General features: G+C 72.4%; 23 protein-coding genes. 8 read left to right on the forward strand and 15 right to left on the reverse strand.

What is annotated here, in order from left to right; all coding sequences use genetic code 11:
* Positions 1-24: 24 nt before the first annotated feature.
* The 5 genes from ABGA98_RS17080 to ABGA98_RS17100 all read right to left on the reverse strand — a co-directional run bounded on the left by ABGA98_RS17080 (position 25) and on the right by ABGA98_RS17100 (position 5413).
* A complete protein-coding gene (locus ABGA98_RS17080) occupies positions 25-936 on the reverse strand; it encodes an ABC transporter ATP-binding protein (RefSeq protein WP_347619283.1) in 912 nt (303 codons plus the stop codon).
* A complete protein-coding gene (locus ABGA98_RS17085; protein ID WP_347619284.1) occupies positions 933-1763 on the reverse strand; it encodes an ABC transporter ATP-binding protein in 831 nt (276 codons plus the stop codon). The genes ABGA98_RS17080 and ABGA98_RS17085 overlap by 4 nt, the downstream gene beginning before the upstream one ends.
* A gap of 120 nt (positions 1764-1883) precedes the next feature.
* Positions 1884-2759 (reverse strand): ABC transporter permease, encoded by an 876-nt coding sequence (locus tag ABGA98_RS17090; protein ID WP_347619285.1) that lies wholly within the window; start codon positions 2757-2759, stop codon positions 1884-1886.
* Positions 2756-3823, reverse strand: a complete 1068-nt coding sequence (locus ABGA98_RS17095) for an ABC transporter permease (RefSeq protein WP_347619286.1) — start codon at positions 3821-3823, stop codon at positions 2756-2758. Before ABGA98_RS17095 ends, ABGA98_RS17090 begins: the two co-directional genes overlap by 4 nt.
* A gap of 12 nt (positions 3824-3835) precedes the next feature.
* Positions 3836-5413, reverse strand: a complete 1578-nt coding sequence (locus ABGA98_RS17100) for an ABC transporter substrate-binding protein (RefSeq protein ID WP_347619287.1) — start codon at positions 5411-5413, stop codon at positions 3836-3838.
* A 109-nt stretch (positions 5414-5522) separates the two neighbouring features.
* Between ABGA98_RS17100 and ABGA98_RS17105 the strand changes: the two genes are divergently transcribed.
* On the forward strand, positions 5523-6152 hold the full coding sequence (locus tag ABGA98_RS17105) for an Lrp/AsnC family transcriptional regulator (RefSeq protein WP_347619288.1): 630 nt from the start codon (positions 5523-5525) through the stop codon (positions 6150-6152).
* Between the two features lie 66 nt (positions 6153-6218).
* Here the strand turns inward: ABGA98_RS17105 and ABGA98_RS17110 are convergent, their stop codons facing one another.
* Positions 6219-6554: a hypothetical protein gene (locus tag ABGA98_RS17110; protein ID WP_347619289.1), complete on the reverse strand. Its 336-nt coding sequence runs from the start codon at positions 6552-6554 to the stop codon at positions 6219-6221.
* Positions 6555-6800: 246 nt separating this feature from the next.
* On the opposite strand from ABGA98_RS17110, the gene ABGA98_RS17115 reads away from it, so the two are divergent.
* A complete protein-coding gene (locus ABGA98_RS17115; protein WP_347619290.1) occupies positions 6801-7568 on the forward strand; it encodes a hypothetical protein in 768 nt (255 codons plus the stop codon).
* Positions 7569-7570: 2 nt separating this feature from the next.
* Entirely contained in the window at positions 7571-8146 is a 576-nt protein-coding gene (locus ABGA98_RS17120; protein WP_347619291.1) for a hypothetical protein, read from the forward strand.
* Here ABGA98_RS17120 and ABGA98_RS17125 read toward each other — a convergent pair whose 3' ends face one another.
* The 5 genes from ABGA98_RS17125 to ABGA98_RS17145 all read right to left on the reverse strand — a co-directional run bounded on the left by ABGA98_RS17125 (position 8147) and on the right by ABGA98_RS17145 (position 13653).
* The gene (locus tag ABGA98_RS17125; RefSeq protein ID WP_347619292.1) at positions 8147-9682 is read right to left on the reverse strand and encodes a CotH kinase family protein; all 1536 of its coding nucleotides are present in this window, start codon (positions 9680-9682) and stop codon (positions 8147-8149) included.
* 2 nt (positions 9683-9684) lie between these two features.
* Positions 9685-10362: a DUF4956 domain-containing protein gene (locus ABGA98_RS17130; protein ID WP_347619293.1), complete on the reverse strand. Its 678-nt coding sequence runs from the start codon at positions 10360-10362 to the stop codon at positions 9685-9687.
* A 3-nt stretch (positions 10363-10365) separates the two neighbouring features.
* Positions 10366-11259: a polyphosphate polymerase domain-containing protein gene (locus ABGA98_RS17135; RefSeq protein ID WP_347619294.1), complete on the reverse strand. Its 894-nt coding sequence runs from the start codon at positions 11257-11259 to the stop codon at positions 10366-10368.
* Positions 11260-11359: 100 nt separating this feature from the next.
* Positions 11360-12922, reverse strand: coding sequence for a HAMP domain-containing sensor histidine kinase (locus ABGA98_RS17140; protein WP_347619295.1), 1563 nt, complete (start codon positions 12920-12922; stop codon positions 11360-11362).
* Entirely contained in the window at positions 12919-13653 is a 735-nt protein-coding gene (locus ABGA98_RS17145) for a response regulator transcription factor (protein WP_347619296.1), read from the reverse strand. The genes ABGA98_RS17140 and ABGA98_RS17145 overlap by 4 nt, the downstream gene beginning before the upstream one ends.
* 124 nt (positions 13654-13777) lie before the next feature.
* Between ABGA98_RS17145 and ABGA98_RS17150 the strand changes: the two genes are divergently transcribed.
* The gene (locus tag ABGA98_RS17150; RefSeq protein ID WP_347619297.1) at positions 13778-14575 is read left to right on the forward strand and encodes a phosphotransferase; all 798 of its coding nucleotides are present in this window, start codon (positions 13778-13780) and stop codon (positions 14573-14575) included.
* On the opposite strand, the gene ABGA98_RS17155 is transcribed toward ABGA98_RS17150, so the two are convergent.
* The 3 genes from ABGA98_RS17155 to ABGA98_RS17165 all read right to left on the reverse strand — a co-directional run bounded on the left by ABGA98_RS17155 (position 14544) and on the right by ABGA98_RS17165 (position 17520).
* Entirely contained in the window at positions 14544-15443 is a 900-nt protein-coding gene (locus ABGA98_RS17155) for a carbohydrate ABC transporter permease (RefSeq protein WP_347619298.1), read from the reverse strand. The two genes, ABGA98_RS17150 and ABGA98_RS17155, sit on opposite strands and share 32 nt — an antisense overlap.
* A 2-nt stretch (positions 15444-15445) precedes the next feature.
* The gene (locus tag ABGA98_RS17160; RefSeq protein WP_347619464.1) at positions 15446-16291 is read right to left on the reverse strand and encodes a sugar ABC transporter permease; all 846 of its coding nucleotides are present in this window, start codon (positions 16289-16291) and stop codon (positions 15446-15448) included.
* Between the two features lie 62 nt (positions 16292-16353).
* On the reverse strand, positions 16354-17520 hold the full coding sequence (locus tag ABGA98_RS17165) for an extracellular solute-binding protein (RefSeq protein ID WP_347619299.1): 1167 nt from the start codon (positions 17518-17520) through the stop codon (positions 16354-16356).
* A 539-nt stretch (positions 17521-18059) separates the two neighbouring features.
* On the opposite strand from ABGA98_RS17165, the gene ABGA98_RS17170 reads away from it, so the two are divergent.
* The 3 genes from ABGA98_RS17170 (at position 18060) to ABGA98_RS17180 (ending at position 22626) form a co-directional block, all read left to right on the forward strand.
* Positions 18060-20495 carry a glycoside hydrolase family 3 N-terminal domain-containing protein gene (locus ABGA98_RS17170; RefSeq protein ID WP_347619300.1) on the forward strand — a complete coding sequence of 812 codons (2436 nt, stop codon included), beginning with the start codon at positions 18060-18062 and terminating at the stop codon, positions 20493-20495.
* Positions 20479-21498 (forward strand): substrate-binding domain-containing protein, encoded by a 1020-nt coding sequence (locus ABGA98_RS17175; RefSeq protein WP_347619301.1) that lies wholly within the window; start codon positions 20479-20481, stop codon positions 21496-21498. Before ABGA98_RS17170 ends, ABGA98_RS17175 begins: the two co-directional genes overlap by 17 nt.
* Positions 21499-21564: 66 nt before the next feature.
* Positions 21565-22626: an FAD-dependent oxidoreductase gene (locus tag ABGA98_RS17180; protein ID WP_347619302.1), complete on the forward strand. Its 1062-nt coding sequence runs from the start codon at positions 21565-21567 to the stop codon at positions 22624-22626.
* A 192-nt stretch (positions 22627-22818) separates the two neighbouring features.
* On the opposite strand, the gene ABGA98_RS17185 is transcribed toward ABGA98_RS17180, so the two are convergent.
* A complete protein-coding gene (locus ABGA98_RS17185) occupies positions 22819-23457 on the reverse strand; it encodes a GNAT family N-acetyltransferase (RefSeq protein WP_347619303.1) in 639 nt (212 codons plus the stop codon).
* 135 nt (positions 23458-23592) lie between these two features.
* Between ABGA98_RS17185 and ABGA98_RS17190 the strand changes: the two genes are divergently transcribed.
* The gene (locus ABGA98_RS17190; RefSeq protein ID WP_347619304.1) at positions 23593-25224 is read left to right on the forward strand and encodes a serine/threonine-protein kinase; all 1632 of its coding nucleotides are present in this window, start codon (positions 23593-23595) and stop codon (positions 25222-25224) included.
* Positions 25225-25358: the final 134 nt, after the last annotated feature.

The raw sequence follows: 25358 nt of genomic DNA on the forward strand, positions 1-25358 counted from the left end.
CCTGCGGGGAACGCGGTGGGGGCGTCACCGCGGCGGCTCGTGCAGCCAGCAGGCCACCGGCCCGAAGTCCGGCTCCTTGCCGCGGCACACGTCCATCACGTGCGGGCAGCGCGGATGGAACCGGCACCCCTGCGGCGGGTTCGCCGGATCGGGCACGTCGCCGGGCAGCTCCGCGGGCAGCACGCCCCTCCCGTCCGGCTGCGGGATGGCCTGCAGCAGCGCCTTCGTGTACGGGTGCCGCGGCTCCGCCCACACCTCCGCCGTGTCGCCCACCTCGACGATCCTGCCCAGGTACATGACGGCGATCCGGTCGGCGATCAGCCGCACCACGGACAGGTCGTGGCTGATGAACAGCAGTCCCGCGCCCGCGTCCACGGCCAGGTCCCGCATCAGCCTGGCCACCTGCGACTGGGCGGAGGCGTCCAGGGCGGAGATGGGCTCGTCGCCGATCAGCAGCCGCGGCCGTGCGGCCAGCGCCCTGGCGATGGCGATGCGCTGCCGCTGCCCGCCCGAGAACTCGTGCGGGTGCCGGCCCGCGAACTCGCGCGGCAGACCGACCCGTTCGAGCAGGTCGGCGGGTGAGGTGACGGTGTCCCGCGCGGTGCGCAGCCCGTCGGCGACCTGGTCGCCGACCCGGCGGCGCGGGTTCAGCGACGCGTACGGGTCCTGGAACACCATCTGGATCCCGGTGAGCCGCCTGCGCCGCAGCCCGAGCGGGGTGACCGGCTGCCCGTCGAACGTGATCGAGCCGGCGGTGACCGGGTTGAGCCCGCAGACGGCGCGGGCCAGCGTCGACTTGCCGCACCCCGACTCGCCGACCAGCCCGACGACCTCGCCGGCGCCGACGGTCAGGCTCGCCCTCGCCACGGCGCGCACCGCGGGACGGCCGGGGGAGCGGTGCTCGACGACCAGGTCGTCCACGCTCAGCAGGCTCATCGTTCCCCCTCCGGGACGGGGCCGGAGCCGGGCCCGCCGGGTTGTTCGCCGGGTTCGGCTGTGCCCGCGCCGGGCAGTGAGCCGAGCAGCGCGCGGGTGTAGGCGTGAGCCGGTTCCCGCAGCACCCGCCCGCGCGGCCCCGACTCCACGACCAGGCCGTCCTTCATCACGCTCACCTCGTCCGCCACCGCCGACATCACCCCCAGATCGTGCGTGACCAGCAGCACGGCCAGCCCCAGCTCGTCGCAGAGCCCGCGCAGCAGCCGCAGCACCCCCGCCTGCACGGTCACGTCCAGCGCCGTCGTCGGCTCGTCGGCGATCAGCACCTTCGGCGAGCAGGCCAGCGCGACGGCGATCGCTATGCGCTGCCGCATCCCGCCGGAGAACTGGTGCGGGAACCGCCCGTACGCCTCCGCGGGCCCAGGGATGCGCACCTTGCCGAGCAGTTCCACCGCCCGCTCCTTCGCCTCGGCCCTGCCCAGGCGAAGGTGGTGCCGCATGTGCTCGGTGAGCTGCCTGCCGACGGTCAGCATCGGGTGCAGGCTGGTCGCCGGGTCCTGGAAGACCATGGCGACCTCGCCGCCGCGCACCCGGTTCAGCTCCTTGGCCGGCAGCGCCAGCAGGTCGCGCTCACCGAGCCGGATCGTGCCCGACGCCAGGGCACCGTGCGGCAGCAGCCCCAGCACGGCCAGCCCGGTCATGGTCTTGCCCGACCCGCTCTCCCCGGCCAGGCCGTGCACCTGGCCCGCGGCCAGGTTCAGGTCGACGCCGCGTAGGATCTCCTTGCCGCCGATCGACACCTTCAGCCCGCTGATGTCCAGCGTCACAGGTCCTCCTCCGTCGGACCTGCGACCAGGTCGCCGTGCTGTTCTGTTCCCTCGCTCCGCTCGGTCACAGGTCCTCCTCCGGACCTGCGGCCAGGTCGCCGTACAGTCTCGTTCGCTCGCTCAAAGGGCACGCTCCTTGATCGCGCGGGCGGTCCGGGGATCGAGCGCGTCCCGCAGCGTGTCACCCAGGAAGTTGAACGCCAGCACCACGGTCAAGATCGCCAAGCCCGGGAACGTCGCCACCCACCAGCTGTCGAACACCTCCACGCCCGAGGCCACCATCGCCCCCCACTCGGGGGACGGCGGCTTGGCGCCCAGGCCGAGGAACGACAGCCCCGACAGCAGCAGCAGGGCGGTGCCGATGTCGAGCGTGGCCAGCACCAGGACGGGACCCGTCACGTTCGGCAGGACGTCCACCCGCAGGGACCGCCACACCGAGAAGCCCAGCAGCCGCCCGCTCAGCACGAACTCCCGCTCCCGGACCCCCAGCACCAGCCCGCGCGTCACCCGGGCGTAGGCGGGCCAGGCCACGACCAGCACGGCCAGCACCGCGTTGCCGAGGCTCGCGCCCAGGGCGGCGGCCACCACCATGGCCAGGATCACGGTCGGGAACGCGAACACCAGGTCCGCCACCCGCATGATCGTCTCATCCACCCACCTGCCGAAATATCCGGCACACGCCCCGAGCAGCCCGCCGATCAGCACCGACAGCGCCACCAGCAGCAACGTCAGCGGTATCGACACCCGCGCCCCGTGCAGGACCCGGCTCAGGATGTCGCGCCCGAGCTGGTCGGTGCCGAACCAGTGGCCGGGTCCTGGAGCGGCCAGCCGCGGCAGGTCCTGGGCCAGCGGATCGTGCGGCGCCAGCACGGGCGCGGCCAGCGCGATCACGATCCAGGCCACGGCCAGTACGGCGCCGACCACGGCCAGCGGCTGCCGCCACGCCTCGGGGAGCCGCCTGAGCAGGCCCCGGCGGGCCAGGGGGTCCCGTGTCACTGGAGCCTCACTCGGGGGTCGATGACGCCGTACAGGACGTCCACGATCAGGTTGATGACCAGGTAGACGACGCCCACCACCAGGCCGACGCCCATGACGGCGGGCAGGTCGAGCGTGGTGGCGCTCTTGTACGCGTACTGCCCGATGCCGGGCCAGGCGAAGATCGCCTCGACGAGCACGGTGCCGGACAGCAGGCTGCCGAAGGCCAGGCCCGCCACGGTGATGATGGGCACCAGCGCCGAGCGCAGGACGTACCGGAAGAGGATCGTCCGCCCCGGCAGGCCCTTGGCGCGGGCGGCGCGCACGTAATCCTGCCCGAGCACCTCCAGCACCGCCGAGCGGGTGAAGCGGGTGAGCAGGCCGATCGTGTACAGGGCCAGCACGAGGGCGGGCGTGACCAGGTGGCCGGCGGCCGAGGAGAAGATGTCCCAGCGGCCGGCCAGCAGCGCGTCCACCGTCTGCAGCCCCGTCACGGGCGGGGCCGAGCCGAGGGCCGCGTCCACCCGGCCGCTGCCCGGGGTGAGCTGCAGCCGGTAGAAGAACACGTAGAACGCCACCAGCGCCAGCCAGAACGTCGGGACGGAGATGCCGACCAGGCTCAGCACCCGCAGCGCGTGGTCGGGCAGCCGGTCCCTGCGCAGGGCGGCGATCACGCCGAACGCCACGCCCAGCACCAGGGAGACCAGGATGGCGGCGCCGGCCAGCTCCAGCGTGGCGGGCACGTACTCGGCGAGGTCCTGGGCGACCGGGCGGTGGCTCTGCTGGCTGGTGCCCAGGTCGCCCTGCACCAGTCCCCGCACGTGGATCAGGTACTGCTGCCACAGCGGCTTGTTCAGGCCGTGCTCCGCCCGCCACTGCGCGACGATGGCCGGGTCGCCGAGCGCCCGCTGGCCGAGGTTCGCGGCCACGGGGTCGCCGGGCACCAGGTTGGTCAGCACGAACGTCACCAGCGTGATCCCCCAGGCCATGAGCACGGCCAGGAGGAGGCGCCGGATCAGGAAGCGGGCCAGCGGATGCGCGGTCCGCCGCGGTCGCGGGGCGGGCGGACCCTCCTTGTCGGGCACCTGCCTGATCCCTTACTTCACGCCGAGGTCGGCGACGTCGACCGTCCACACGGGGTGGTAGTCCAGGCCCGTCACCGACCCGGCCGTCACGATGTTCTGGCTCGGCTGGATCAGCGGGACGAACGGCCCGGACGCGTTGAGCTTGGTCTGCACGTCGGTGAAGGCCTCCTTGCGGGCGCCGTCGCCGATCGCCGCGGCCGCCTTCTCCCCGGCCTCCTCGATCTCCTTAGCCGCCCCAGGCTTCCAGCCGGCCCGCAGCCCCACCGTCTTGCCCGGCAGGAACGCCAGGTAGTCGCTGGGGTCGGGGTAGTCAGGACCCCAGTACCACAGGCCCATCTCCTCCTTGCCGTTGCGGTAGTTGTCCAGCGCCGTGCTGACCGGCGCGGGCTGGAGGTCCACCGTGATGCCGACCTCCTTGAGGTTGGCCTGGATGCGTTCGGCCAGCGGCTGGAAGGACAGGCCGTTCACGGTCAGCTCGGTCGGGTACTCCAGCTTCACGGTCGGGTTCGACAGCCCGCCGGCGGCCAGTGCCGCCTTGGCGCCGGCGACGTCCCGCTCGGCGCCCTGGTCGGCGGGCAGCGCGCCGAGCAGCTGCGACGGGATGACCCCCGGCGCCTGCGTCGATCCCTCGCCGGCCAGCTCCAGCAGCCCCGCGTAGTCGACGCCCTTGCGCACCGCCTCGACGAACTTGGGGTTCGTGGTGGTCCTGCTGATCGCGGAGTCCTGGTTGGCCAGCAGGAAGATGACGTTGGCCGAGGCGGTCTTCTTCACCTGCAGGGTCGAGGGCATGCCGGTGACCTGGTCGCCCGACAGGTTCAGCGCGATCTGGCTGTCGCCGCGCTGCACGTTCAGCTTCTGGGTGGCGGCCTCGACGTTGCGGATGACGACCTTGTCGTAGGCGGGCTTGGCGCCGTAGTACTTCGGGTTCGAGGTGAGCACGACCTGGCTGCTGACGTTGAACGACTCGATCCGGTACGGGCCCGAGCCGGCCGAGTTGGCGTTCAGGTACTGCTCGGCCTTGTCCTGGGCGTCGGCGGTCGCGCCGTGCTGCTTGGCGACCTTGCTGTTGATGATGCCGAGCGCCGGGTTCGGCAGGATGTACGGCAGCGCCGGGTTGGGCGCCTTCGACGTCAGCGTGATCGTGGAGTCGCCGGTCTTGGCCACCTCGACGCCGTCGAGCAGGAACGACGGCGTACCCTTCATGTCACGCACCCGCGTCAGCGAGAAGACCACGTCGTCGGCCGTCACCGGCGAGCCGTCGGCGAAGGTGGCGCCCTGCCTGAGCTCCAGCGTCAGCTTCCTGCCGTCCTCGGCCAGCTCGTACGACTCGGCGAGGGCGGGCACCGGCTTGGTCACGTCGGCGCCGTCGAACGTGAGGAGGGTCTCGTAGACCGCCTTGCCGACGATGAGCCCGGTCGGCTCGTACGTGCGGCCCGGGTCGGCCGTCTTGAGGTCGAAGGACGTGTCGATGACGAGGGTCTTGCCGCCGCCGCCGGAGGCGGGGGTCTGGGACGTGCCGCCGCTTCCGCAGGCGGCGAGGGCGAGTGCACCGGCGAGCAGCACAGCCGCCGTCTGCGAGCGGGTCGCCATGTAGGTCCTCCATGATGGGACGTTCAGCAGGGGATGCGGAGGATTGTCCGGCAGAACGTCCAGGCGCCGTACGCCCAGCGAGACGTATATAAAGGTCGGTGAGGTAATGATGAGTGAAATTTCTAGAAATGGTGGTGGCGACGGCGGTCAGTCTGGACGGATCGGCATCGGTCTCGAACTGGACGACGTCCACCTGAAGATCCTCGAGGTCCTGCGCGAGAACGGCAGGATCTCGGTCGCGGCGCTGGCCGAGCGGGTGGGCATCTCCCGGGCCAACGCCTACACCCGCTTCGAGGCGCTGCGCGCCGACGGCGCGATCAAGCGGTTCACGGCCGAGATCGACCACGTGCGGGCCGGGCTCGGCATCACCGCGCTGATCTTCGTGACCGTGCGCCAGCAGATGTGGAAGCAGTTCAGGGCCGAGTTGGCGAGGATGCCGCAGGTGGAATACTGCGCGATCACCACCGGCCAGCACGACGCGATGATCCAGGTACGCGTGTCCGACGTGGCCGAGGTGCACACCATGGTGACCGACCGGCTGGCGAACATCCCCGCGGTGAAGGCGACCGAGACCGTGTTCATCCTCGACGAGGTGCTCAGGCGGCCGTACGTGCTGCCCAGTGACCGGGCCAGGCCGGCGCGGCGGCCCGCCCAGGAGACGCAGAGCGAGGTGCCGCTCGGCAAGATGCGCTTCGTCGGCGCCGCCGAGGGCCGCGCCACCCTCCACAAGGAGGGCTGAGCGGCCGACTGCCCACATGACGAGGGCTGATCAGGACACCACGGCTGCCCGCGTGACGAGGGCCGGTCAGGACACCTCGGCGCACACGCTGACGTGCACGGTGTCGTCCCCCTCGAACGAGAACTCCTCCACCAGGCGAAGCCGCCCGTCGTCCCCGGCCTCGACGCGGCTGCTGCTGTGCCCGCCCGCCTTGCCCCCGGCCTTCAGCGCGTGTGCGTAACTGATCGACACCAGGTCGCCGTCCCGCGTGCCGACGAAGCGCCCGTGGGTCACGGTGTCGCCGGAGTAGTGGCCCCACACCACCCCGTCCGCCTCCCAGTACTGGAACTCCGTCGGGCTGTCCAGGTCGACCTCGCTCGCCGTCGAGCTCACCATCACGAATTTGCGGCCGTTGAGATTCACGCCCCCATGCTCCCTGCAAGTCCCGAAATATCAGCCTCTCGTTGGACATATGGCGAGGAAGGCCCCTCAATGATCGGCAATCCGTCCAGCCGGCACCGGCACGGCGGCCCGTACGGCGAGCACTTCGGCTGAACCCTCACGAACGCGGAACCCGCCCGGGACTTTACCGATCAGCGCCTGCCACCATCGTCGCCCTATGTGATAGTAATGTCGCACTGTGTAGTCGACAGGGCTCGGGAGATCCTCATGGTGGCGTACACACTCTCCATCCTGGCGGCGGTGGGCGCCGTGGCGCTCACCGCGCTGGTGTTCAGGCGGGTCAGGGCGGCGGGTGAGGACCGCGATCCCAGCGGCCCCTCCGCCGCCCACGCGGGGGCGATGTTGTCGGCCATGTTCCTGCTGGTGTTCGCCATCGCCATCATCGTGCCGTGGACCACGGCCGACGCCGCCAGGCTCAACACCCACGCCGAGAGCCGGGCCGCGGTCGACGCCTACTGGGCCGCCGGCGAGCTGCCGGGCACGGCCCCCCAGGACGTGCGCAGGGCTCTGCACGACTACGTCACGTTCGTGGTCAGAGACGAGTGGCCGCTCATGGCCGAGGGCGCGATGGACCCGGTCGGCGGCGCCAGGGTGGACCAGCTGCGCGGCGCCGTCCACGCCGTCGAGGTGGCGGGCGACGAGGAGTCCGACGCCAAGGCCGCGGTGCTCGACCACATCAGGGGCATCGCCGCCGCGCGCGCCCAGCGCACCGCCGACGCCGCCGCGACACCCCCCGGCGGGCTGCTGATCCTGACCGTCCTCACCGGGGCGCTCGTCGTCGTCTTCCCGTTCCTGGCCGGGGCCCGGCCGCGCGGCCTGGCCATCCTGCCGCTGCTGGCGACCGCGGGGCTGCTCGGCTTCGGCACCTATCTCACGTGGGACATCGCGCACGTCTTCGCCGGGCCGCTGGCCGTCGGGCCCGACGCGTTCGCGGGGGCGCTGCAGGAGTTCACGCGGATCGCCGGGGGGTTGTGACCGTGGCCTTCAGGCGCGTTCCGCTGCTGCTCGCCGCCGCCCTGCTCGTGGCGGGCGTCACGGGCGCCGACGTGAGCGGTGCGGCGGCCGACCGGGCGCCGTGGCCGGGCCCGGCGCCGCGGGTGACCGTACGCGCCCCCGTGCCCCCGAAGGGCGTCACCGCCAGGCCGGGCCGCGTGACCGTGCCCAAGGTGTCGGCCCGGCGCCGGCCCGTCCCGAGAGTGTCGATCTCCGTGCCGCCCCGCCAGCGGCGGGCCGCACCCCAGGTGGCGCTGCCACGGGTGACGGTCTACCGCGACGGGTTGTGCACGGGCGGGGTGCGGGTGGGGGAGTGTCCGCGCGGGCGGGTGCGCGTGGCTCCCCGGCCCGTGCCCCAGGCGGGGCCGGTGCGCGTCCCCACGCTCACCCCGGCCCCTTCGCCCACCCCGACACCGTCCGTGTCGGGGTGGGCCGGCGCTCGGCGTCCCCTCCCGCCGCCGGGCCGCCGCGACAACCCCCTGGGCGGCGTGCTGCTCACCGTCGTGCTGGTGACCGCGATCACCTCGACGACGGCCGTGGCCTTCCGCTCCCGCCGGTGATCAGCCCGCGAGCGACGTGGCGCGGGTCTCCAGCGTGGCGCGCAGGTCGGCCGCCTCCTCGGCCGCCTTGGCCCGGTCGGCGCCCGCGTTCAGGCCGTACGCCTTGAGTGCCTGGTCCAGCAGGGTCGTGGCGGTGCCGCCGGCCAGCAGGTCGCGGGTGAGGGCCGCGTGCTCCCGGTCGTAGAGCTTCTTGAAACCGGCGTCCTTGAGGAACCTCTCCTTCAGCGCGTGACCGCCGCCGCGCGCCCCGCCGGGACGCTGCGCGTCCTGCTGCCGGCCGGCGGGCGGGCGGGCCTGCTGTTCTGGCTGCTCGCCCTGCCCGGGCCGGGCGGCGCGGTCGCCGGGGCTCCTTCTGCCGATGGCGTCGTCGCGGCCGGCTGTGGCGTCCCCTCTCAGCGCGAGGTTCATGTCCCAGCTGATCACCCTGAACTTCTTCGTGCCCACGTCGTACCAGAGGTAGTAGTTGTGGCCGGGGCCCGCCATGTCGTCGTGGTTCAGCAGGATGTTCTGCAGGGCCGCGTAGCGGGCGAACGACACCACGTCCAGCCGCTCGGCCAGCCCCGACGCGAACTCCTCGTCCGAGGCCTGCTCCACCCACCTGACCAGGTCGATGACCGGTTGCACGTCGCGCTGGCCCACCAGGTTGACCTGCTTGAAGTCGTCGGCGTACGCGGTCTGGTCCTCGCCCTGGTAGGTGAAGCTGCCGGAGGCGAGCGACTTGTAGAGCACGCCGTCGCCGAGCCGCTCGGCGTACCCCTCGTCCAGGTACTCGACCAGGAGGCGCGGAGCGGACGCGCGGCCGTTCACGGAGAAGGACGTGTAGGCCGACCGCTGGGAGGGCTCGCCCGCCGCGCCGACCAGGGCGATGGCCACGGCCTCGTGCAGCAGGGCCGACGACCCCAAGGACGGGCGCACCGCGACCTGGGAGTGGCCCTGGTAACGGCGGCCCTCGACGAACTCGTCGAAGCTGATCAGCCAGGGCAGGTTCTCCGGCTCCTCGGCCTTCAACTCCCCGCCGGGCCCGCCACGCCGGCGGGCGCCCTCCTGCCGTCCGTTCTCCGGCGGCTGGAAGCCCTCGGGAGGCTCGCCGCCGGGCGGGCGGAATCCCTCCGGCTGGTTCCCGCGGCCGGACGTGGTGCGCGGCCGGGTCTGCCCCTTCCACGTCAGCCCTTGCAGGGTCGAGTTGCCCTTGAGCCGGATGCCCACGCTCGGGATCGTGGTCCCGTCGATGGTCAGGTCGGCCTCGACGTACTTCTTGTCGCCGTCCTTGAAGTACTCCGCCAGCATGTCCTGGTAGCCCTCGTCCCGGAACGTGAGCGCGACCTCGTGCGGCGTGGCGGCGTCGAACAGCTCCTTGGACCCGGTGAGGTCTCGGACGACGACGTCGGCCGAGGCGGTCCGCACGCTGGTGACGTACGGGCGGATGGTGCCGCTGCCGAAGACTCCGTAGCAGGCGGCCAGGAACGCCACGCACGCCGCCACGAGCTTCCAGTGGTGCCGGAGCCTGACGGGAATACGGTGTCTGAGCCGGGCCACGGCTACAGGTCACTCTGGTCGTAGCCGGTCAGCACCGTGACGGACTGGCCGTGGTTGCGCTCCCGCAGCCCGGAGATGAGGTCGGCGGGCTCGCTGCCCTTCTTGATCCGGACGGTGTACATCAGCTCGGTCAGCGCGCCGGCCCTGATCGACTCCATGCTGACCAGCTCGAACTCGTCGGTGTGCCGGACGAGGACGTCCTGGGCGGCGTGCGTGTAGTCCTCGTCCGACGGCACCTGCACCTTGACGACCTGGCGGCGCACGTTCAGCTGGAACCAGTTGAACCTGCTCATGATCATGATGATCAGCGAGATCGCCACGGCGGCCACCACGGCCAGCAGGTAGAAGCGGGTGCCGACGGCCATGCCGACGCCCATCACCAGGAAGATGAACCCGACGTCCCTGGTCTCCTTGATGGCGTTGCGGAACCGCACCACCGACAGGGCGCCCACCAGGGCGAAGGCGCGGGCGATGTTCGAGCCGACGACCAGCATGATCAGCGAGATCAGCATGCCGAGGACGACGAGCGTCTGGACGTAGGACTGGCTGTAGGAGACGTTGCGGTGCGTCGCCCGGTACACCCAGCCGATCATGGCGCTGAGCACGAACGACAGTGACATCGCGATCGCGATGTCGGCCACGCTGAACGTGCCGGACAGGTCCTGGAAGGAGAAGTCCATGGGTCATGCCTCCACGCGGGCGGTCAGGGCCGACGAGAGTCCGAAGTCCAGGTCGTGGCCGGGGATGTGGAAGATCGAGCGTGGCGCGAGGCCGTGCGCCTCCACGCTCTGGCAGTACTTCGAGAGCCGCACCACCTGCAGGTTCCGCTCGGCGGTCAGGTCGGTGAGCCAGTAGGGGACGCGCTCGTTCGCCTTGACCTCCATGATCGCTTTCCCGGGCGGGACGATGAACCGGTTCGCGGCGTCCGCGCCCAGGTGGAAGTCCCGGTCGCGGCCGCGTACGCGCTGGTCGAAGGTGACCCGCAGGCCCACGTCCGCGCCCCGCCCGACGTAGGCGTGCCGCTGGTAGCCGGTCATCGCGGTGGCGCGCAGGTCGAGCCGGCAGACCAGGTCGAGCACCTCCTCCAGGAAGCCCCGCTCGGACGGCTCGTGGCCCACCTGCTCGCGCCCGTCGCACAGGCGCAGGGCGTCCCGGTACGGCAGGCGTACCCGGCGCTTCTGCGTGACCCGGTTGACCCGCTGCTTGATCTCGACGTGGACCGGGGTCTCGCCGGTCACCGCGAAGCGGTCGCCGTAATGGCGGATGCGCAGCTTCCTGCGGAACCTGAGGCCCTCGATCTTCTCCCAGTAGAAGCGCAGCCGGTGGGTGTCGTAGTAGACGCTCCAGACGCCGTAGCCGCCGTCGCCGCTGTGGCGGTCGCGGTCGAGCACGGTGTCCATCTCGTCGCGCAGCTCTCGCGCGACGGCGGCGTCGACCAGATACTTGATCTCGTACCTGTTGAACGCGTGCAGCCGGCTGGGGGCGCGCAACGCGTGTCCCGCCTCGCCGGAGGCAACGGCCGCCGAGACCTCGGGCCGGCGTGCGGGGACGGGGCGCCTGCGGAATCTTCGCAGCATGTCTCTCCCTTCGTGTCAGCCCATAGGGGACAGCAACAACCTGGGAATAGTGTGTGAACCCTGTCGCACCGGGCGATGAACACGCGTGCCGTGGCCGGCGTCAGACGCCCTCCGGCCCCTGGACCGGCGGCTCGACGGGCCCTTCGACCGGCCCTTCGACTGGCAGGACGACGCGGAAGGTGGTGCCGCCGCCGCTGCGCGCCTCGATGCGGCCGCCGTGCGCCTCGACCAGTGCCGCGGCGATGGCCAGCCCCAGGCCGGTGCCGCCGCTGTCGCGGGACCGGGCGGCGTCGGCCCGGTAGAAGCGGTCGAAGACGTGCGGCAGGTGTTCCTCCGCGATGCCCGGCCCGGCGTCGCGCACCTCGATGACCGCCGCCGGCCCGGTCACCCGGGCCCCCGCCCACGCGCCCGCGCCCGTGGTCCCGCTCCGGGCCCATGAGGCCGTGTCCGTGCCCGTGATCCCGCTCCGGGCCCACGGGGCCGCGTCCGCGTCCGTGGCCCCGCCTCCGGTCTCGCTGACGGTCACCCGGACCGCCGTGCCCTTGGGGGTGTGGGCCACGGCGTTGCCGACCAGGTTGGCGACCACCTGGTGCAGGCGGTGCTCGTCGCCCGTCACCCGTACCGGCCGCTCGTCCAGGACCAGCTCGATCGGCCGTCCTGGTGCGCGGGCCCGCGCACCGTGCACCACGTCGCCCACGACGACGTGCAGGTCCACCTCCGTCAGGTCGAGCGCCCGCTCCTGGTCCAGCCGTGCCAGCAGCAGCAGGTCCTCCACCAGCACGCCCATCCGCTCGGCCTCACCCTCGATGCGGCTCAGGATGCGCGCCACGGCGGGATCCGGCTCGCGGTCACCGTGCCGGTACAGCTCGGCGAAGCCCCGGATGGACGTCAGCGGCGTGCGCAGTTCGTGCGAGGCGTCGGCGAGGAAGTGGCGCAGCCGCTGCTCCGAGCGTTCGCGCTGGCGTAGGGCCTCGCCGAGGCGCCCGAGCATGATGTTGAGCGCGTGCCCCAGCCGCCCGGTCTCCGTGCGCGGGTCGCTGTCGGAGACCCGCCGGTCGAGCTCGCCGCCCGCGATCGCGGTGGCGGTGCGTTCCATCCGGGTCAGCGGGCGCAGGCCGAGCCGTACGACGGCCAGCGCCACCGCGCCCAGGAGCACCAGCACCAGCGTGCCCGCCGCCACCTCGATGACCAGCAGCTCCCGCACGGTGCTCCTGGCCGCCTCCAGCGACATCGACACCACCGCGCGGTTACCGTCGGGGAGGGCCACCACGAGCGCGCGCCAGTCGGTGTCCCCCGACCTGCCGGCCACGGTGAAAGGGCTCGGCGGGAGGGCGGAGATGGTGGCCGCGGGGACGTCAGGTCCGTCGGCGGGGGGAGGGCCCGCGCGGACGGGCGCTCCCGACGGCCGGTGGAAGTCCACCCGGAACTGGCTGGGCAGCTCCACCTCGCCCTGGCGCGGCGGCCGCACGAGAGGGGGCGGCGGCCGTCCCTTGCCGATCGTGGCCGCGAAGGCGGTGAGCTGCGTGTCCACCCGGGACAGCAGCGAGCGGTCGAGCAGGATCACCCCGGCCGTCGCGAACACCGCGAGCGCCGCCGCCGACAACCCGAGCAGGGCGGCCAGCAGCCGGTGGCGCAGCGGCCAGGCCCGCGTGATCGGCCTCATCGGTCGCGGTCCAGCAGGCTCTGGTCGCGCAGCGAGTAGCCGACGCCGCGCAACGTGTGGATCAGCGGCGGGCCCGTCACGTCGATCTTGCGGCGCAGGTAGCTGATGTAGGACTCCACGATCCGGCTGTCGGCGCCGAAACCGTGGTCCCACACCCGGTCGAGGATCTGCGGCTTGCTGACGACCCGCTCCGCGTTGATCATCAGGTAGCGCAGCAGGGCGAACTCCGTCGGCGACAGGTGCACGTGCCGCCCGGCCCGCCGTACGGCGTGGGTCTCCTCGTCCAGCTCCAGGTCGGCGTAGCGCAGCAGCCCGTCGTCGTGCGCCTGCTCGCGAGGACTCGTACGGCGCAGGATGGCGCGGATGCGCAGCACCACCTCCTCCAGGCTGAACGGCTTGGTGACGTAGTCGTCGCCGCCCGCCGTCAGCCCCGCGATCCGGTCGGCCACCGTGTCGCGCGCCGTCAGGAACAACACCGGCGGTCCGCCGCCGTCCGGCCGCAGCCGCTGCGCCACCGCGAACCCGTTGAGATCGGGCAGCATCACGTCCAGCACGATCAGGTCGGGACGCTCCTCGCCGACGCGCGCCAGCGCCTGCGTGCCCGAGGCGGCCGTACGCACGGCGAAGCCGTTCAGCTCCAGGGCGTCCTGGAGCAGCTCGCGGATGTTGGGCTCGTCGTCCACCACCAGGACCACGGGGTTGCCGGCGGTGCGGGGGCTCGGTGCGTCCATGCGGGCTGTTGTATCCGGTCTGCCTGGGAGTTGTGTGTGAGCAGCCTAGGCCGGATATTCGCGTGCTCCGTCCGCGCGCCGCGTGCCACACTGGCCGCCGGACCGGCGGTGATCAGGGGGTGTGATGGCCGACGAAGAGGTGCTGGCCGGAGGCGGCGTCAACCACGTGGTCAGGGTCGGCGCCACCGTACGCAGGCCGACCGGCCCGTGGACGCCGGCCGTGCACGCCCTGCTCGGCCACCTGGCGGCCCGCGGGTTCGCCGGGGCGCCCAGGAGCCACGGCATCGACGACCAGGGCCGCGAGATCCTCGACTTCGTGCCGGGCCGGACCGCCGACTACCCGCTGCCCGGCTGGGCGCGCTCCGACGAGGCCTTGGTCGCCGCCGGCGAGTTGCTGCGCCGCTACCACGACGCCACCGTGGGGTTCGAGGCCCCTCCCGGCGCCGAATGGTACTTCCCCGCGGTGAGCCCGGCCGAGGTGATCTGCCACGGCGACGTGGCCACGTACAACTGCGTGTTCCGCGAGGGACTGCCGGTCGCGTTCATCGACTTCGACACCGCCCACCCCGGGCCGCGCGTCTGGGACGTGGCCTACGCCGCCTACCGGTTCGTGCCGCTGACCGACCCCCGGCACGCCGACGCCCGCCCGGTCGGGGAGCAGGCGCGGCGGCTGCGCCTGCTCGCCGGCGCGTACGCGCTCGGCGACGACGACCGCGCCGCGCTCGTCGCGACCGCGCGGGCCCGCCTGGAGCACTTGGTCCGCCACATGCACGAGCGGGCCGCCGCGGGCGACGAGGCCTTCGCCGGCCACGTCGCCCGCGGCGACGACATCTTCTACGAGTGCGACCTCGCCCACCTGACGCGGCACGAGGCCGTGCTGCGGCGTGACCTCACTTGCCGAAGCCCACGGTCAGACCGCTGAGCAGCTGGCGGCGGCCCACGATGTAGAGGATCAGGATGGGCAGCGTGGTGAGCACCACGGACGCCAGCACCGCCGGCACGTTGATGCTGTACTGGCCCTGGAACGACCAGAGCGCCAGCGGCAGCGTGCGCTTGTCGGGGCTCTGCGTGAGCACCAGCGGCAGCAGGAAGCCGTTCCAGATCGTCAGCGCGTTGTAGATCGTCACCGTCACCACGGCCGGCCGCGTCAGCGGGAACGCCAGCCGCCAGAGCATCGCCGTCTCGGTCGCGCCGTCCAGGCGCATCGAGTCGAACAGCTCCTTGGGCACGTCGCGGATGAAGTTGGACAACACCAGCACCGACAGGGGGATCGCGAACGCGATCGACGGCAGGATCATCCCCAGCAGCGAGTCGTAGAGGTGCAGCCGGATGATGATCAGGTAGACGGGGATGATCGTGGCCTGCAGCGGGATGGCCAGCCCCATGAGGAAGAGCGAGTTCGTCAGCCGCAGGAACCGGCTCCGCCTGCCGGCCCGGATGATTGCGTACGACGCCATGAAGGAGATGAGCACCGCGGGAATGACCGCGCCCAGCGTGACGACGACGCTGTTGACGAAGTACAGGGGGAAGTCCGACTCGATGACCATCACATAGTTGGCCAGCGTCGGCTCGCCGGGCGGCACCAGCGGGTTCTCGGCGTAGTAGTTGCTCTGCGACTTGAAGCTGGTGATGACGATCCAGTAGATCGGCACGACCACGACCGCCAGCCAGATCCAGGAGGCCAGGCCCGCCAGCCAGTTGGGCCGGCCCCTGGGCTTGCTGCGACGCCGGTGCCGCCGCTCGGGCCCGCCCTCCATGATCTCGGGCTTCGTGGTGAGCGTGGACGCCATGATCAGGCCCCTTCGAGCTGGCTGTGGCTCGCGTCGCGGCCGCCGAGCCGGCGCAGGACCAGCGCCAGCACGAGCCCCACGAGCACGAGGATGACCGCGATCACGCTGGCCAGGCCCATCTGGCTGGCCTGCCATCCGCGCACGTACATGTCCAGGGCGAGCACCCTCGTGGCGTCTCCCGGCCCGCCCGCGGTCAGCACAAAGATCAGGTCGAAGAAGGTCAGCGACCCGACGACCATGAGCGTCGAGGACGTGATGATCGTGTACTTCAGCTGCGGCAGGGTGATGCTGAAGAACTTGCGCACCCGGCCGGCGCCGTCGAGTTCGGCGGCCTCGTACATCGAGCGCGGGATCTGGCGGACGCCGCCCTGGTAGATCAGGGAGTGGAACGGGATGAACTGCCAGGACACCACGAAGATCACCACGCCGAACGCGAGGTACGGATCGCCGAGCCAGTCCTGCACGAGCAGCGGGATCCGCAGCCCGGCGCCGAGCCCGAAGTTCGGGTCGAGCAGCGCCTTGTAGGCGATGGCGATGGCCGCGGAGCTGAGCAGCAGCGGGATGAAGTACACCACGGACAGGACCGCGCGATAGCGGTGGTGGTTGGCGAGGAACGTGCCCAGCAGGATGCTGGCCGGCGTCTGCACCGCCCAGGACAGGGCCATCACGAGGAACGTCACCCACAACGCGTGCGGCAGCCCCGGGTCGGCGAGCACGGTCGTCCAGCTGTCGACGCCCGCGAAGTGGATGTCGCCAAGCCCGTCCCACGAGGTGAAGCTGAGCACGAGGACCCCGAGCAGCGGGATCAGCCCGAACCCGGTGAAGACCACCAGCGCGGGCACGGACATCCACGCGAGCGAGCCGCCACGGCCCTTTCGCCTGCGGGCCGTGGCGGAGGTCGCGAGCGCGCTCACTTGCCGATGACCGCGTTCATGTTGGTGGCGAACTCCTTGGGGGAGATCGACAGCTGGAACAACTTGGCGATGTTGTCCAGCAGCACCTCGGCGGCCGTGGGGCTGAGCGCCTGGTCCCACGACTGGGCGAAACTCTTGGCGTTGACGGCGATGTTGTAGACGAAGTTGAGGAACTCGGCGTCGTCGGAGGCGGCGAACTCCTTGTCGGCGCCCTTGACGATCGGCACCGCGCCGGTCGCGACCCACTCCTTGACCGCCTGGTCGCTCATCAGCTCGGTGGCGAAGAACTTCTTGGCGATCTCCTTCTGCTCGGGCGTCGCCTTGGAGGAGATCGACATGTACTGGCCGGGGTTGCCGACGGTGTTGCTCGGGTCGCCCTTGCCGCCGTCGATCGGCGGGAAGTTCATGTAGCCGAGGTTGCCGCCGGAGACGAAGTCGCCGCCGTCCCCCTTCATGCTGCCGTACGTCCAGCCGCCGTGCAGCATCATCGCGGCCTTGCCGGTGTAGAGCAGCGCCTGGTCGGCGTTGGAGTCGGCGGTGATCGAGGAGAAGCCCTTGATGAACCCGTCGGCCTTGATCAGCTCCTGCATCTTGCCCAGGGCGTCGATGGCGACCGGGTTGTTCCAGGCGTCCTTCTCGGCGTCGAACACGGCCTGGAACACCTCAGGGCCGCCCAGGCGGTCGAAGAGGAACTCCAGCCACATCATGTTGGTCCAGCGCGACTGGCCGCCGAGCGCGAACGGAGCGATGCCCTGGGCGTTGAACTTGGGCACCAGATCCATGATGTCGCCCCACGTCTGGGGCGGCTGCGCGCCGATCTTGTCGAAGGCGCGCTTGTCGTAGTAGAGGACGATCGGCTGCATCGTCTCGCAGGGCATCGCGTAGATCTTGCCGTCGATCGTGGCGGCGCCGAAGGAGGAGGGGAACAGCCGGTCCTTCAGCGTGGTGTTCTGGTCGAACCACGAGGTGAGGTCGTCGACCTGGCCCGCCTGGACGTAGCTGCGCAGCGTGCCGCCGCCCCAGCCCCAGATGAGCGTGGGCGCCTGGCCCGCGCCGATGGCCGTCTTGATCTTGGTCTTGAACGCGTCGTTCTGGAAGGTCGTCCCCGCGATCTGACCGTTGGGGTTGGCCTTGTTGAACCGTTCGACGGTCCTGGTGCGCACGCCCTCCTGCGGCTGCGTCGACAGGTACCAATAAGTAGCGCCGCCGCCACCGCCACCACCACTTGGCGTGCCGGGCCTGGTCGGGCCCGAGCTGCCACAGGCGGCAAGCGCGGCTCCCAGGGGCAGGCCCATGGAGAGGCTGAGGAAAGTGCGGCGAGACGTTGTCCTTGGCTCCACGGGGATCTCCGTACTCGAACGTCGCGGTCTCTGGCCGCGGCTCGTTGGTCATCGGATGCGGTGGCCGGCGGTCGTGGATCGGCGTCCTCGGGACACCACAGGTCCACTCCTCCTTGAGTCAGCTCTCCGAAACTTTTTCGACATGACCGCGGGTTTCGCCAATCTAGGTTTCGGCCAAAGGTGTGTCAAGACCCGCCGCGGAGCGAACAGATTACGGTCCGGCCAAGGCCCGTGTACAGTACTTTGGCGCGGGCTATCGCTGGTCCACCTGGCCTTCGGAAATCCGCGACGAGATCGTCGGTGACCCTCGAAATATTTCGAAATGTCTCCGACACAAACGCACTTCTTGAGGAGAGCAGCAGATGACGGCTCTAGAGCGGACACCTGAGGCGGACCGGGCACTCCGTCCGTGGCAGGACCCGGCGCTTCCCGTCGCCGACCGAGTCGACGCCCTCCTCGCGGAGCTGACCCTGGAGGAGAAGATCGGCCAGCTGGGCAGCCGGTGGATCGGCAACGACATGCCGGAGCCCGACGTGCCGGAGCCCGGCGCCGAGTCGCTGAACGTCGCGCCCATGCAGGACGTCTTCGCCGCCTCCGGCTCCGTCCCGCTGGAGGAGGCCGTCCGCCACGGGCTCGGCCACCTGACCCGCGTGTACGGCAGCGCCCCCGTGACCACGGCCGAGGGCGCCGCCGAGGTGGTCCGGCTGCAGCGGGCCGTGGTCGGGAGCTCCCGGCTCGGCATCCCCGCGATCGTCCACGAGGAGTGCCTGACCGGCTTCACCAGCTACGGCGCGACCGTCTACCCCGCGGCCATCGCCTGGGGAGCCACCTTCGACCCCGGCCTGGTCGAGCGGATGGCCGCGGCCATCGGGCGCGACATGGCCGCCCTGGGCGTGCACCAGGGCCTGTCCCCGGTGCTCGACGTCGTGCGCGACTACCGGTGGGGGCGGGTCGAGGAGACGATGGGGGAGGACCCGTACCTCGTGGCGATGCTCGGCACCGCCTACGTCCGCGGGCTCGAGAGCGCCGGCGTCATCGCCACGCTCAAGCACTTCGCCGGCTACTCCGCCTCGCGGGCGGCCCGCAACCACGGGCCCGTGCCGATGGGCCGCCGCGAGCTGATGGACATGATCCTGCCGCCGTTCGAGGCGGCCATCACGCTCGGCGGCGCCCGCTCGGTGATGAACTCCTACTCCGACGTCGACGGCGTCCCCGCAGGGGCCGACCCCTGGTTGCTGACCGAGCTGCTGCGCGACGAATGGGGCTTCACCGGCACCGTCGTCTCCGACTACTGGGCGGTCCCGTTCCTGGCGACGATGCACGAGGTCGCCGCCGACACCGACGAGGCGGGCGTGCAGGCGCTCACCGCCGGCATCGACGTCGAGCTGCCCGACACCCTCGGCTTCGGCCGGCACCTGGCCGAGCGGGTCAGGAACGGCGACCTTCCCGAGTCGCTGATCGACCGGGCCGCCCGCCGCCTGCTCACCCAGAAGGCCGAGCTCGGGCTGCTCGACCACGACTGGACACCGGAGCGCTCGGTCGCCGCGGCCGGAGGCGTCGACCTCGACTCGCCGGGCAACCGCGCCCTGGCCAGAGAGCTGGCCGAGCGCTCGATCGTCCTGCTGGCCGGCGGAGACGTCCTGCCGCTGCTCGGCGAGGGCCGCCAGGGCCCGCGCAGCGTCGCCGTGGTCGGCCCCGCCGCGCACGACCCGCGCACGTTCATGGGCTGCTACGCCTTCCCCAACCACGTCCTGCCCCGCCATCCCGGCCTCGGGCTCGGCATCGAGGCGCCCACCGTGCTCGACGCGCTGCGCGAGGAGCTGCCCGGCGCCGAGATCCGCCACGAACGCGGCTGCGACGTGCGCGGCGACGACCGCTCCGGCTTCGCCGCCGCGGCGGCGGCCGCGCGCGGCTCCGACCTGTGCGTCGCCGTCGTGGGCGACCTGGCAGGGCTGTTCGGCCAGGGCACCTCGGGCGAGGGCTGCGACGCCGACGACCTGCGGCTTCCCGGCGTGCAGGCCGACCTGCTGGCCGAGCTGGCCGCCACGGGCACGCCGGTCATCGTGGTCGTCGTCTCGGGGCGCCCGTACGCGCTGGGGGAGGTGCACGCCGGAGCCGCCGCGCTCGTCCAGGCGTTCATGCCCGGCGAGGAGGGCGCGGCGGCGATCGCCGGCGTGCTGTCCGGACGCGTCCAGCCCGCGGGCCGGCTGCCCGTGCAGATCCCGCGCGGGCACGGCGGGCAGCCGGGCACCTACCTGCAGCCGCCGCTGGGGGCCAACAGCGAGGGCATCAGCAACCTCGACCCGACCCCGCTGTTCCCCTTCGGGTACGGCGCCTCCTACACCACCTTCGAGGTCGGCGACCTCGTGATCAGCGACGCCGAGGTGCCCACCGACGGCGAGTTCACGGTGGCGGTGAACGTCCGCAACACCGGCGGCCGGGCCGGTGAGGAGGTCGTCCAGCTCTACCTGCACGACGTCGTCGCCCAGGTGACCAGACCGGTGCGGCAGCTGGCCGGGTTCGCCCGCGTGCGGCTGGAGCCCGGCGAGAGCACCGGCGTGCGCTTCCACGTACACGCCGACCGCACCGCCTTCACCGGCCGCGACCTGCGCAGGATCGTCGAGCCGGGCGAGATCGAGGTGCTCGTCGGCACCTCGGCCGCCGACCTGCCGTGCCGCGGCACCGTACGCCTGACCGGTCCGCTGCGCCATCCCGGCCCCGGCCGGCGGCTCGTGACACCCGTTGACGTCGGCCCCGGCGCCGCCGGGCAAGGGGGTGGAGATGCCGGCCAGTCCTAGGCGGGCCACGCTCGCGACCGTCGCCGCCTCGGCGGGCGTGTCGGTCGCGACCGTGTCGAAAGTGCTCAACGGCCGCAGCGACGTCGCGCCCGCCACCCGCTCGCTGGTGGAGGCGCTGCTGCGGCAGCACGACTACGTCGCCCCCAGCCCGCGCAGGGGCGAGGCCGCCGGGGCGGGCAGCGTCGAGCTGCAGTTCGACGCCGACCTCAACGCCTACTCGACCGAGATCATCCAGGGGGCGGTGGCCGCCGCGGCGGAGGCCGGCGTCGGGGTCGTGGTCAGCATCCGGCGTGCCGACCGCACCGCCGCCTGGGCCCGCGGCCTGGTGGCCGCCGGCCGCCGAGGGCTGATCGCGGTCACCAGCGAGCTGACCGCCGGGCAACTCGCCGCGCTGGCCAAGGCCCGGCTGCCGCTCGTCCTCATCGACCCGCTCAACCTGCCGCGCGCCCGCGTGACCAGCATCGGGTCGACGAACTTCGCCGGTGGCCTGGCCGCCACCCAGCACCTGCTCTCGCTCGGCCACCGGCGCATCGCCTACGTCGGAGGCCCCGCCGCCGCGGCCTGCAACCAGGCCCGGCTGCACGGCTACCGCGCCGCCATGGAGGCCGAAGGCACGCCCGTGCTGCCGGGCTACGTCCAGACCGGGCACTTCCGCTACCACGACGGCGTGACGGGCGGCGCGGCCGTGCTCGACCTGCCGCGCGCCCCCACGGCGATCTTCGCGGCCAGCGACGAGACCGCGCTCGGCATCATGGAGGCCGCCCGGGCGCGCGGCCTGCGCATCCCCGAAGACCTCAGCATCGTGGGGTTCGACGACACCCAGATCGCCCAGATGGCCTCACCGCCGCTCACCACCGTCCGCCAGCCGCTGCGCGAGATGGGCGGCGTGGCCCTCCGCACCGCGCTGCGCCTGGCGGCGGGGGAGAAGATCGACTCCCACCACGTCGAGCTCGCCACCGGCCTCGTGGTCCGGGGCTCCACGGCCCCCGTCGCACCCGCCTGAACGCCGGCCGCCGCCCGGCCCGCAGCATCGGGAAGATCGTGGGCGTGGGAATGGTTGCCTCTGTTCGTGGAGGAGAGCGAGGTCGTGGTGATCGGCGCCGGGCAGGCGGGACTGTCCAGCGCGTACTTCCTGCGCAGGCTCGGTTTCGAGCCGGTCGTGCTGGACGCGGCGGAGGGGCCCGGGGGAGCGTGGCGGCACCGTTCGCCCACGCTGACCATGGACAAGGTGCACGGCGTCTTCGACCTGCCCGGCCTGCGCCGCCCGCCGGAGACCACGGGTCGGCGGCCGGCCGCCGAGGTGGTACCAGGCTACTACGCGGACTACGAGCGTGAGCAGGAGCTGGAGGTGCTCCGGCCGGTCAGGGTCGCCTCCGTGCGGCGCGGGCCGGGCGGCCGGCTGGTGGTCGTGACCGACGCGGGGGAATGGGCGGCCAGAGCCGTGGTCAACGCGACCGGCACATGGACGCGACCTCACTGGCCGTACTATCCGGGAGCCGCCGGATTCCGCGGGCGCGCGCTCCACTACGCGAGCTACCGCGGGCCGGCGGAGTTCGCCGGCCGGCACGTGGCCGTCGTGGGCGGCGGGGCCTCGGCGATGCACGTGCTGTCCGAGACGGCCGGGGTCGCCGCCACGACGGCGTGGTTCACCCGCCGCCCGCCCCTGTTCAGGGACGACTTCGACGAGGACGCCAGGCGGGAGGTCGTGGCGATGGTCGACGAGCGCGTGCGCGCCGGCCTGCCGCCGCAGAGCGTCGTCGGCGTCACCGGCCTGCCCTACACCACGGTCGTGCGCGAGGCGCTCGCCAAGGGGGCGCTCGACCGCCTGCCGATGTTCGACCGCGTCACCGAGCACGGTGTCGCGTGGAACGACGGGCGGACCCTCGATGCCGACACCATCATCTGGGCCACCGGCTTCCGCTCGGCCCTCGACCACCTCGCGCCCCTGCGTCTCAGGGAGCTGGGCGGTGGCATCATGGTGGACGGGACCCAGGTGGTCAAGGAGCCCGCGCTCCAGCTCGTCGGCTACGGTCCGTCGGCCAGCACGATCGGCGCCAACCGCGCCGGCCGCACGGCCGCCCGCAACGTCCGCGCCCACCTCGCCACCGCCCCCGCCCGCCCGGCCGCCTGAACCCGCCACCCGCCCGCGCCTGCCCGGCCGCGTGGAATCCCGCAACCCGCCCCGCGCCTTCGTGGCCGCCTGGAACCCGGCAAGCCGTCCCGCGCCTGTCCGGCGTCGCGCCCGGCGGGGCTTCTCGCAGGCCCGGGCAGCCATGTCCGGGGCGAACGCCGGGGAGAAAGGGCGGAAGGTGAACGCGGCTGGTCACCGTTCGGCGACGCCGAAGGCGGTCCAGCCTCGGGCGGGGAATCCCGCCGCCCGCGCCACGGCCGCCGACGCGTCGTTCTCCGGGGCGTGCAGGTACGTCGGCACGGCCCCTTCGTCGAGCACCCGCCGGGCGGCCTGCGCCACCAGCCGCTTGGCCAGCCCGCGCCCGCGCGCCGCCGGGGCCGTCACCACCGCCAGCTCGTGCCCGTACGCGTCGTGCCGTTTGATCCCCACCCCCGCCAGGTGCTCGCCCGTGCCGGGGTCGGTGGCCACCAGGACCTCCCCGCCGAAGGGGTGCAGCCAGGCCGGCACGCCGGGGGCGGTGGCGGGCCGCCACCGCCCGGCGTCCCGCAGCGGGGCCGGGCGCGTGGTCCAGCGGAAGACGGCTTCGAACCAGCCGCGCTCCGCGTATGCGACGATCCTGGGCACCTCGGCCATCGTCCGCGCGGCGGCCACGCGGGTCACGTGCTCCGGGGGCACCGACAACACGCCGCCGTCCGGGGTGCGTACGCCGAGCGCCGGGTGGATCTGGCCGTCCCAGCCGGGAAGGGTGCGCCGGAGGGAGCCGGTGACCTGGAGTTTCTCCGTGGGCGGCCAGGCGCCGAGCCACTCGCGCAGATGATCGTCGATCGCCACGAGACCACTTTATGGAGGAGGAAAGATATCGATTGCGGCAGGGGGCCGGTCACTCGGGCGAAGAGGGTCGACACACGGTGTTACACCGGGTTAGCGTCCTGACATAAGGATCTTTTTCGGGTCAGGAGGTCCCCTATGGACGTTCCCGGCTACACCGAAATCCGGGAACTCGGACACGGCGGGACCGGGCGGGTCATGCTCGCCGTACGCGACTCCGACGGGCTGGCCGTCGCGATCAAGCACCTGTCCGACCCGCTGCGCGCGGACGACGAGTTCGCCGGCAGGTTCAGGGCCGAGGCGCGGGTCATCCAGGAGATCGACAGCCCGCACACGGCCCGCGTGCTGGACTACGTCGAGGCCGACGACGACGCCGTCATCGTCATGGAGCTGGTCGACGGCGTCACGCTCCGGCGGCTGCTGGCGGACGAGGGTGCGACCGGAGCGGAGTCGGCGCTCGTGGTGCTGAAGGGGGCGCTGCTCGGGCTGGCCGAGGCGCACGAGCGCGGCGTCGTGCACCGGGACTTCAAACCCGAGAACGTGATCATCACCCAGGAGGGCGAGAGCAAGCTCGTCGACTTCGGCGTGGCCGCGCACGTCGGCGAGACGGCCGACCTCGTCGGCACCCCCTCCTACATGGCCCCCGAGCAGTGGGACGAGGCCCCGGCCGGCCCGGCGACCGACGTCTACGCCGCGACGCTGGTGTTCTTCGAGTGCCTGACCGGCCATCGCCCCTTCCAGGGGACCGACGTGGCCGCCCTGGCCTACCAGCACCAGTACGTCCCGCCCCCGGTCGAGGAGGTGGACGAGCCGCTGCGGCCGATCGTCGAGCACGGCCTGGCCAAGGACCCCGCGGCCCGGCCGGAGTCGGCGCGGGTGTTCCTGGCCGAGCTGGAGGGCGTCGCGCTGGCCGCGTACGGGGAGGACTGGGAGCAGCGGGGACGGGCCGGTCTCGGCCTCCTGGCCGTGCCGCTCACCGCGCTGCTGCCCCGGCCGCAGCCGGCGGCCGACGGGGGCTCCACGAGCCTGTTCCACACCACGATGGCGCCCGCGACCAAGTTCGCGGTGACGGGCGGGCTGGTGCTGGCGACCGCGGCGGCGGTGGTGTCGGCGTTCGTGGTCCTGGGCGATCCGCCCGGCACGAGGAGCGGCACCGCCCTTCCGCCGCCCGCGACGGCGTCCGCGTCCGTGCCGGCGCCGGCCACGCCCACGGCGGCCTCCCCGACGTCCGCCGCGCCGGCCTCGCCGGAGCCGGAGCCGAGCGTGTCGCTCAGGGAGACGCCGCCGGTCACCCATGTCGGCCGGCCGGACACGCCCGTGGTGAGGCCGCGCCCCACCCGTCCCGGCACCGAGCCGCCCCCGTCGACCAGGGAGCCCACCCGCGAGCCCACCAGGACAAGCCGTCCGGAGCCGACCCCGCCGACGACCCCGCCGACGACCCCGCCGACGACCCCGCCGACGACGCTGCCCACCGCCGACGACCCGCCCGCCACCGACCCTCCTGACGATCCGCCCGACGACCCGCCGCCCGGCACGAACGAGCCCGACCCTCCGGCGCGGGACAGGGAGCCGCTCCTGTCGGTCTCGGTCTCGGTGTCGCTCGGCCTGCCGGTGCTCGGCGGCGACGGCGACGGCCTGGTGGACGCCGGAATCGGCCTGGGCCTGGGCTCCAGCCTTCTCGGGGTCGTGCTGGTGCCGGGGTCGGTGCTGCTCGGACGGCAGATCGTGGCCCGCGGGGTACGCCGGTCGCGCGAGCGGAGACGGCCGTGAGTTGCGTGCCACGGGCCATGATCGTCTACTATCGGCGTCGAATAGAGGGCGTCCCCCGGCCTGAATAACTCCTGACCGGAACTCGCCCTGCGGTTCCGAGTGAGGAGAACAGTGGCGGTTGCGTCACCCGCCGT

The organism is Nonomuraea sp. B1E8 (assembly GCF_039871515.1).
Classification (GTDB): Bacteria; Actinomycetota; Actinomycetes; order Streptosporangiales; family Streptosporangiaceae; genus Nonomuraea.

What these genes read in the sequence shown, in the direction of transcription:
- ABGA98_RS17080 (WP_347619283.1), bottom strand. Translation starts at nt 936, where the DNA reads ATGAGCCTGCTGAGCGTGGACGACCTGGTCGTCGAGCACCGCTCCCCC.
- ABGA98_RS17100 (WP_347619287.1), bottom strand. Translation starts at nt 5,413, where the DNA reads ATGGCGACCCGCTCGCAGACGGCGGCTGTGCTGCTCGCCGGTGCACTC.
- ABGA98_RS17105 (WP_347619288.1), top strand. Translation starts at nt 5,523, where the DNA reads ATGAGTGAAATTTCTAGAAATGGTGGTGGCGACGGCGGTCAGTCTGGA.
- ABGA98_RS17115 (WP_347619290.1), top strand. Translation starts at nt 6,801, where the DNA reads ATGGTGGCGTACACACTCTCCATCCTGGCGGCGGTGGGCGCCGTGGCG.
- ABGA98_RS17130 (WP_347619293.1), bottom strand. Translation starts at nt 10,362, where the DNA reads ATGGACTTCTCCTTCCAGGACCTGTCCGGCACGTTCAGCGTGGCCGAC.
- ABGA98_RS17135 (WP_347619294.1), bottom strand. Translation starts at nt 11,259, where the DNA reads ATGCTGCGAAGATTCCGCAGGCGCCCCGTCCCCGCACGCCGGCCCGAG.
- ABGA98_RS17140 (WP_347619295.1), bottom strand. Translation starts at nt 12,922, where the DNA reads ATGAGGCCGATCACGCGGGCCTGGCCGCTGCGCCACCGGCTGCTGGCC.
- ABGA98_RS17145 (WP_347619296.1), bottom strand. Translation starts at nt 13,653, where the DNA reads ATGGACGCACCGAGCCCCCGCACCGCCGGCAACCCCGTGGTCCTGGTG.
- ABGA98_RS17150 (WP_347619297.1), top strand. Translation starts at nt 13,778, where the DNA reads ATGGCCGACGAAGAGGTGCTGGCCGGAGGCGGCGTCAACCACGTGGTC.
- ABGA98_RS17155 (WP_347619298.1), bottom strand. Translation starts at nt 15,443, where the DNA reads ATGGCGTCCACGCTCACCACGAAGCCCGAGATCATGGAGGGCGGGCCC.
- ABGA98_RS17160 (WP_347619464.1), bottom strand. Translation starts at nt 16,291, where the DNA reads ATGTCCGTGCCCGCGCTGGTGGTCTTCACCGGGTTCGGGCTGATCCCG.
- ABGA98_RS17170 (WP_347619300.1), top strand. Translation starts at nt 18,060, where the DNA reads ATGACGGCTCTAGAGCGGACACCTGAGGCGGACCGGGCACTCCGTCCG.
- ABGA98_RS17175 (WP_347619301.1), top strand. Translation starts at nt 20,479, where the DNA reads ATGCCGGCCAGTCCTAGGCGGGCCACGCTCGCGACCGTCGCCGCCTCG.
- ABGA98_RS17190 (WP_347619304.1), top strand. Translation starts at nt 23,593, where the DNA reads ATGGACGTTCCCGGCTACACCGAAATCCGGGAACTCGGACACGGCGGG.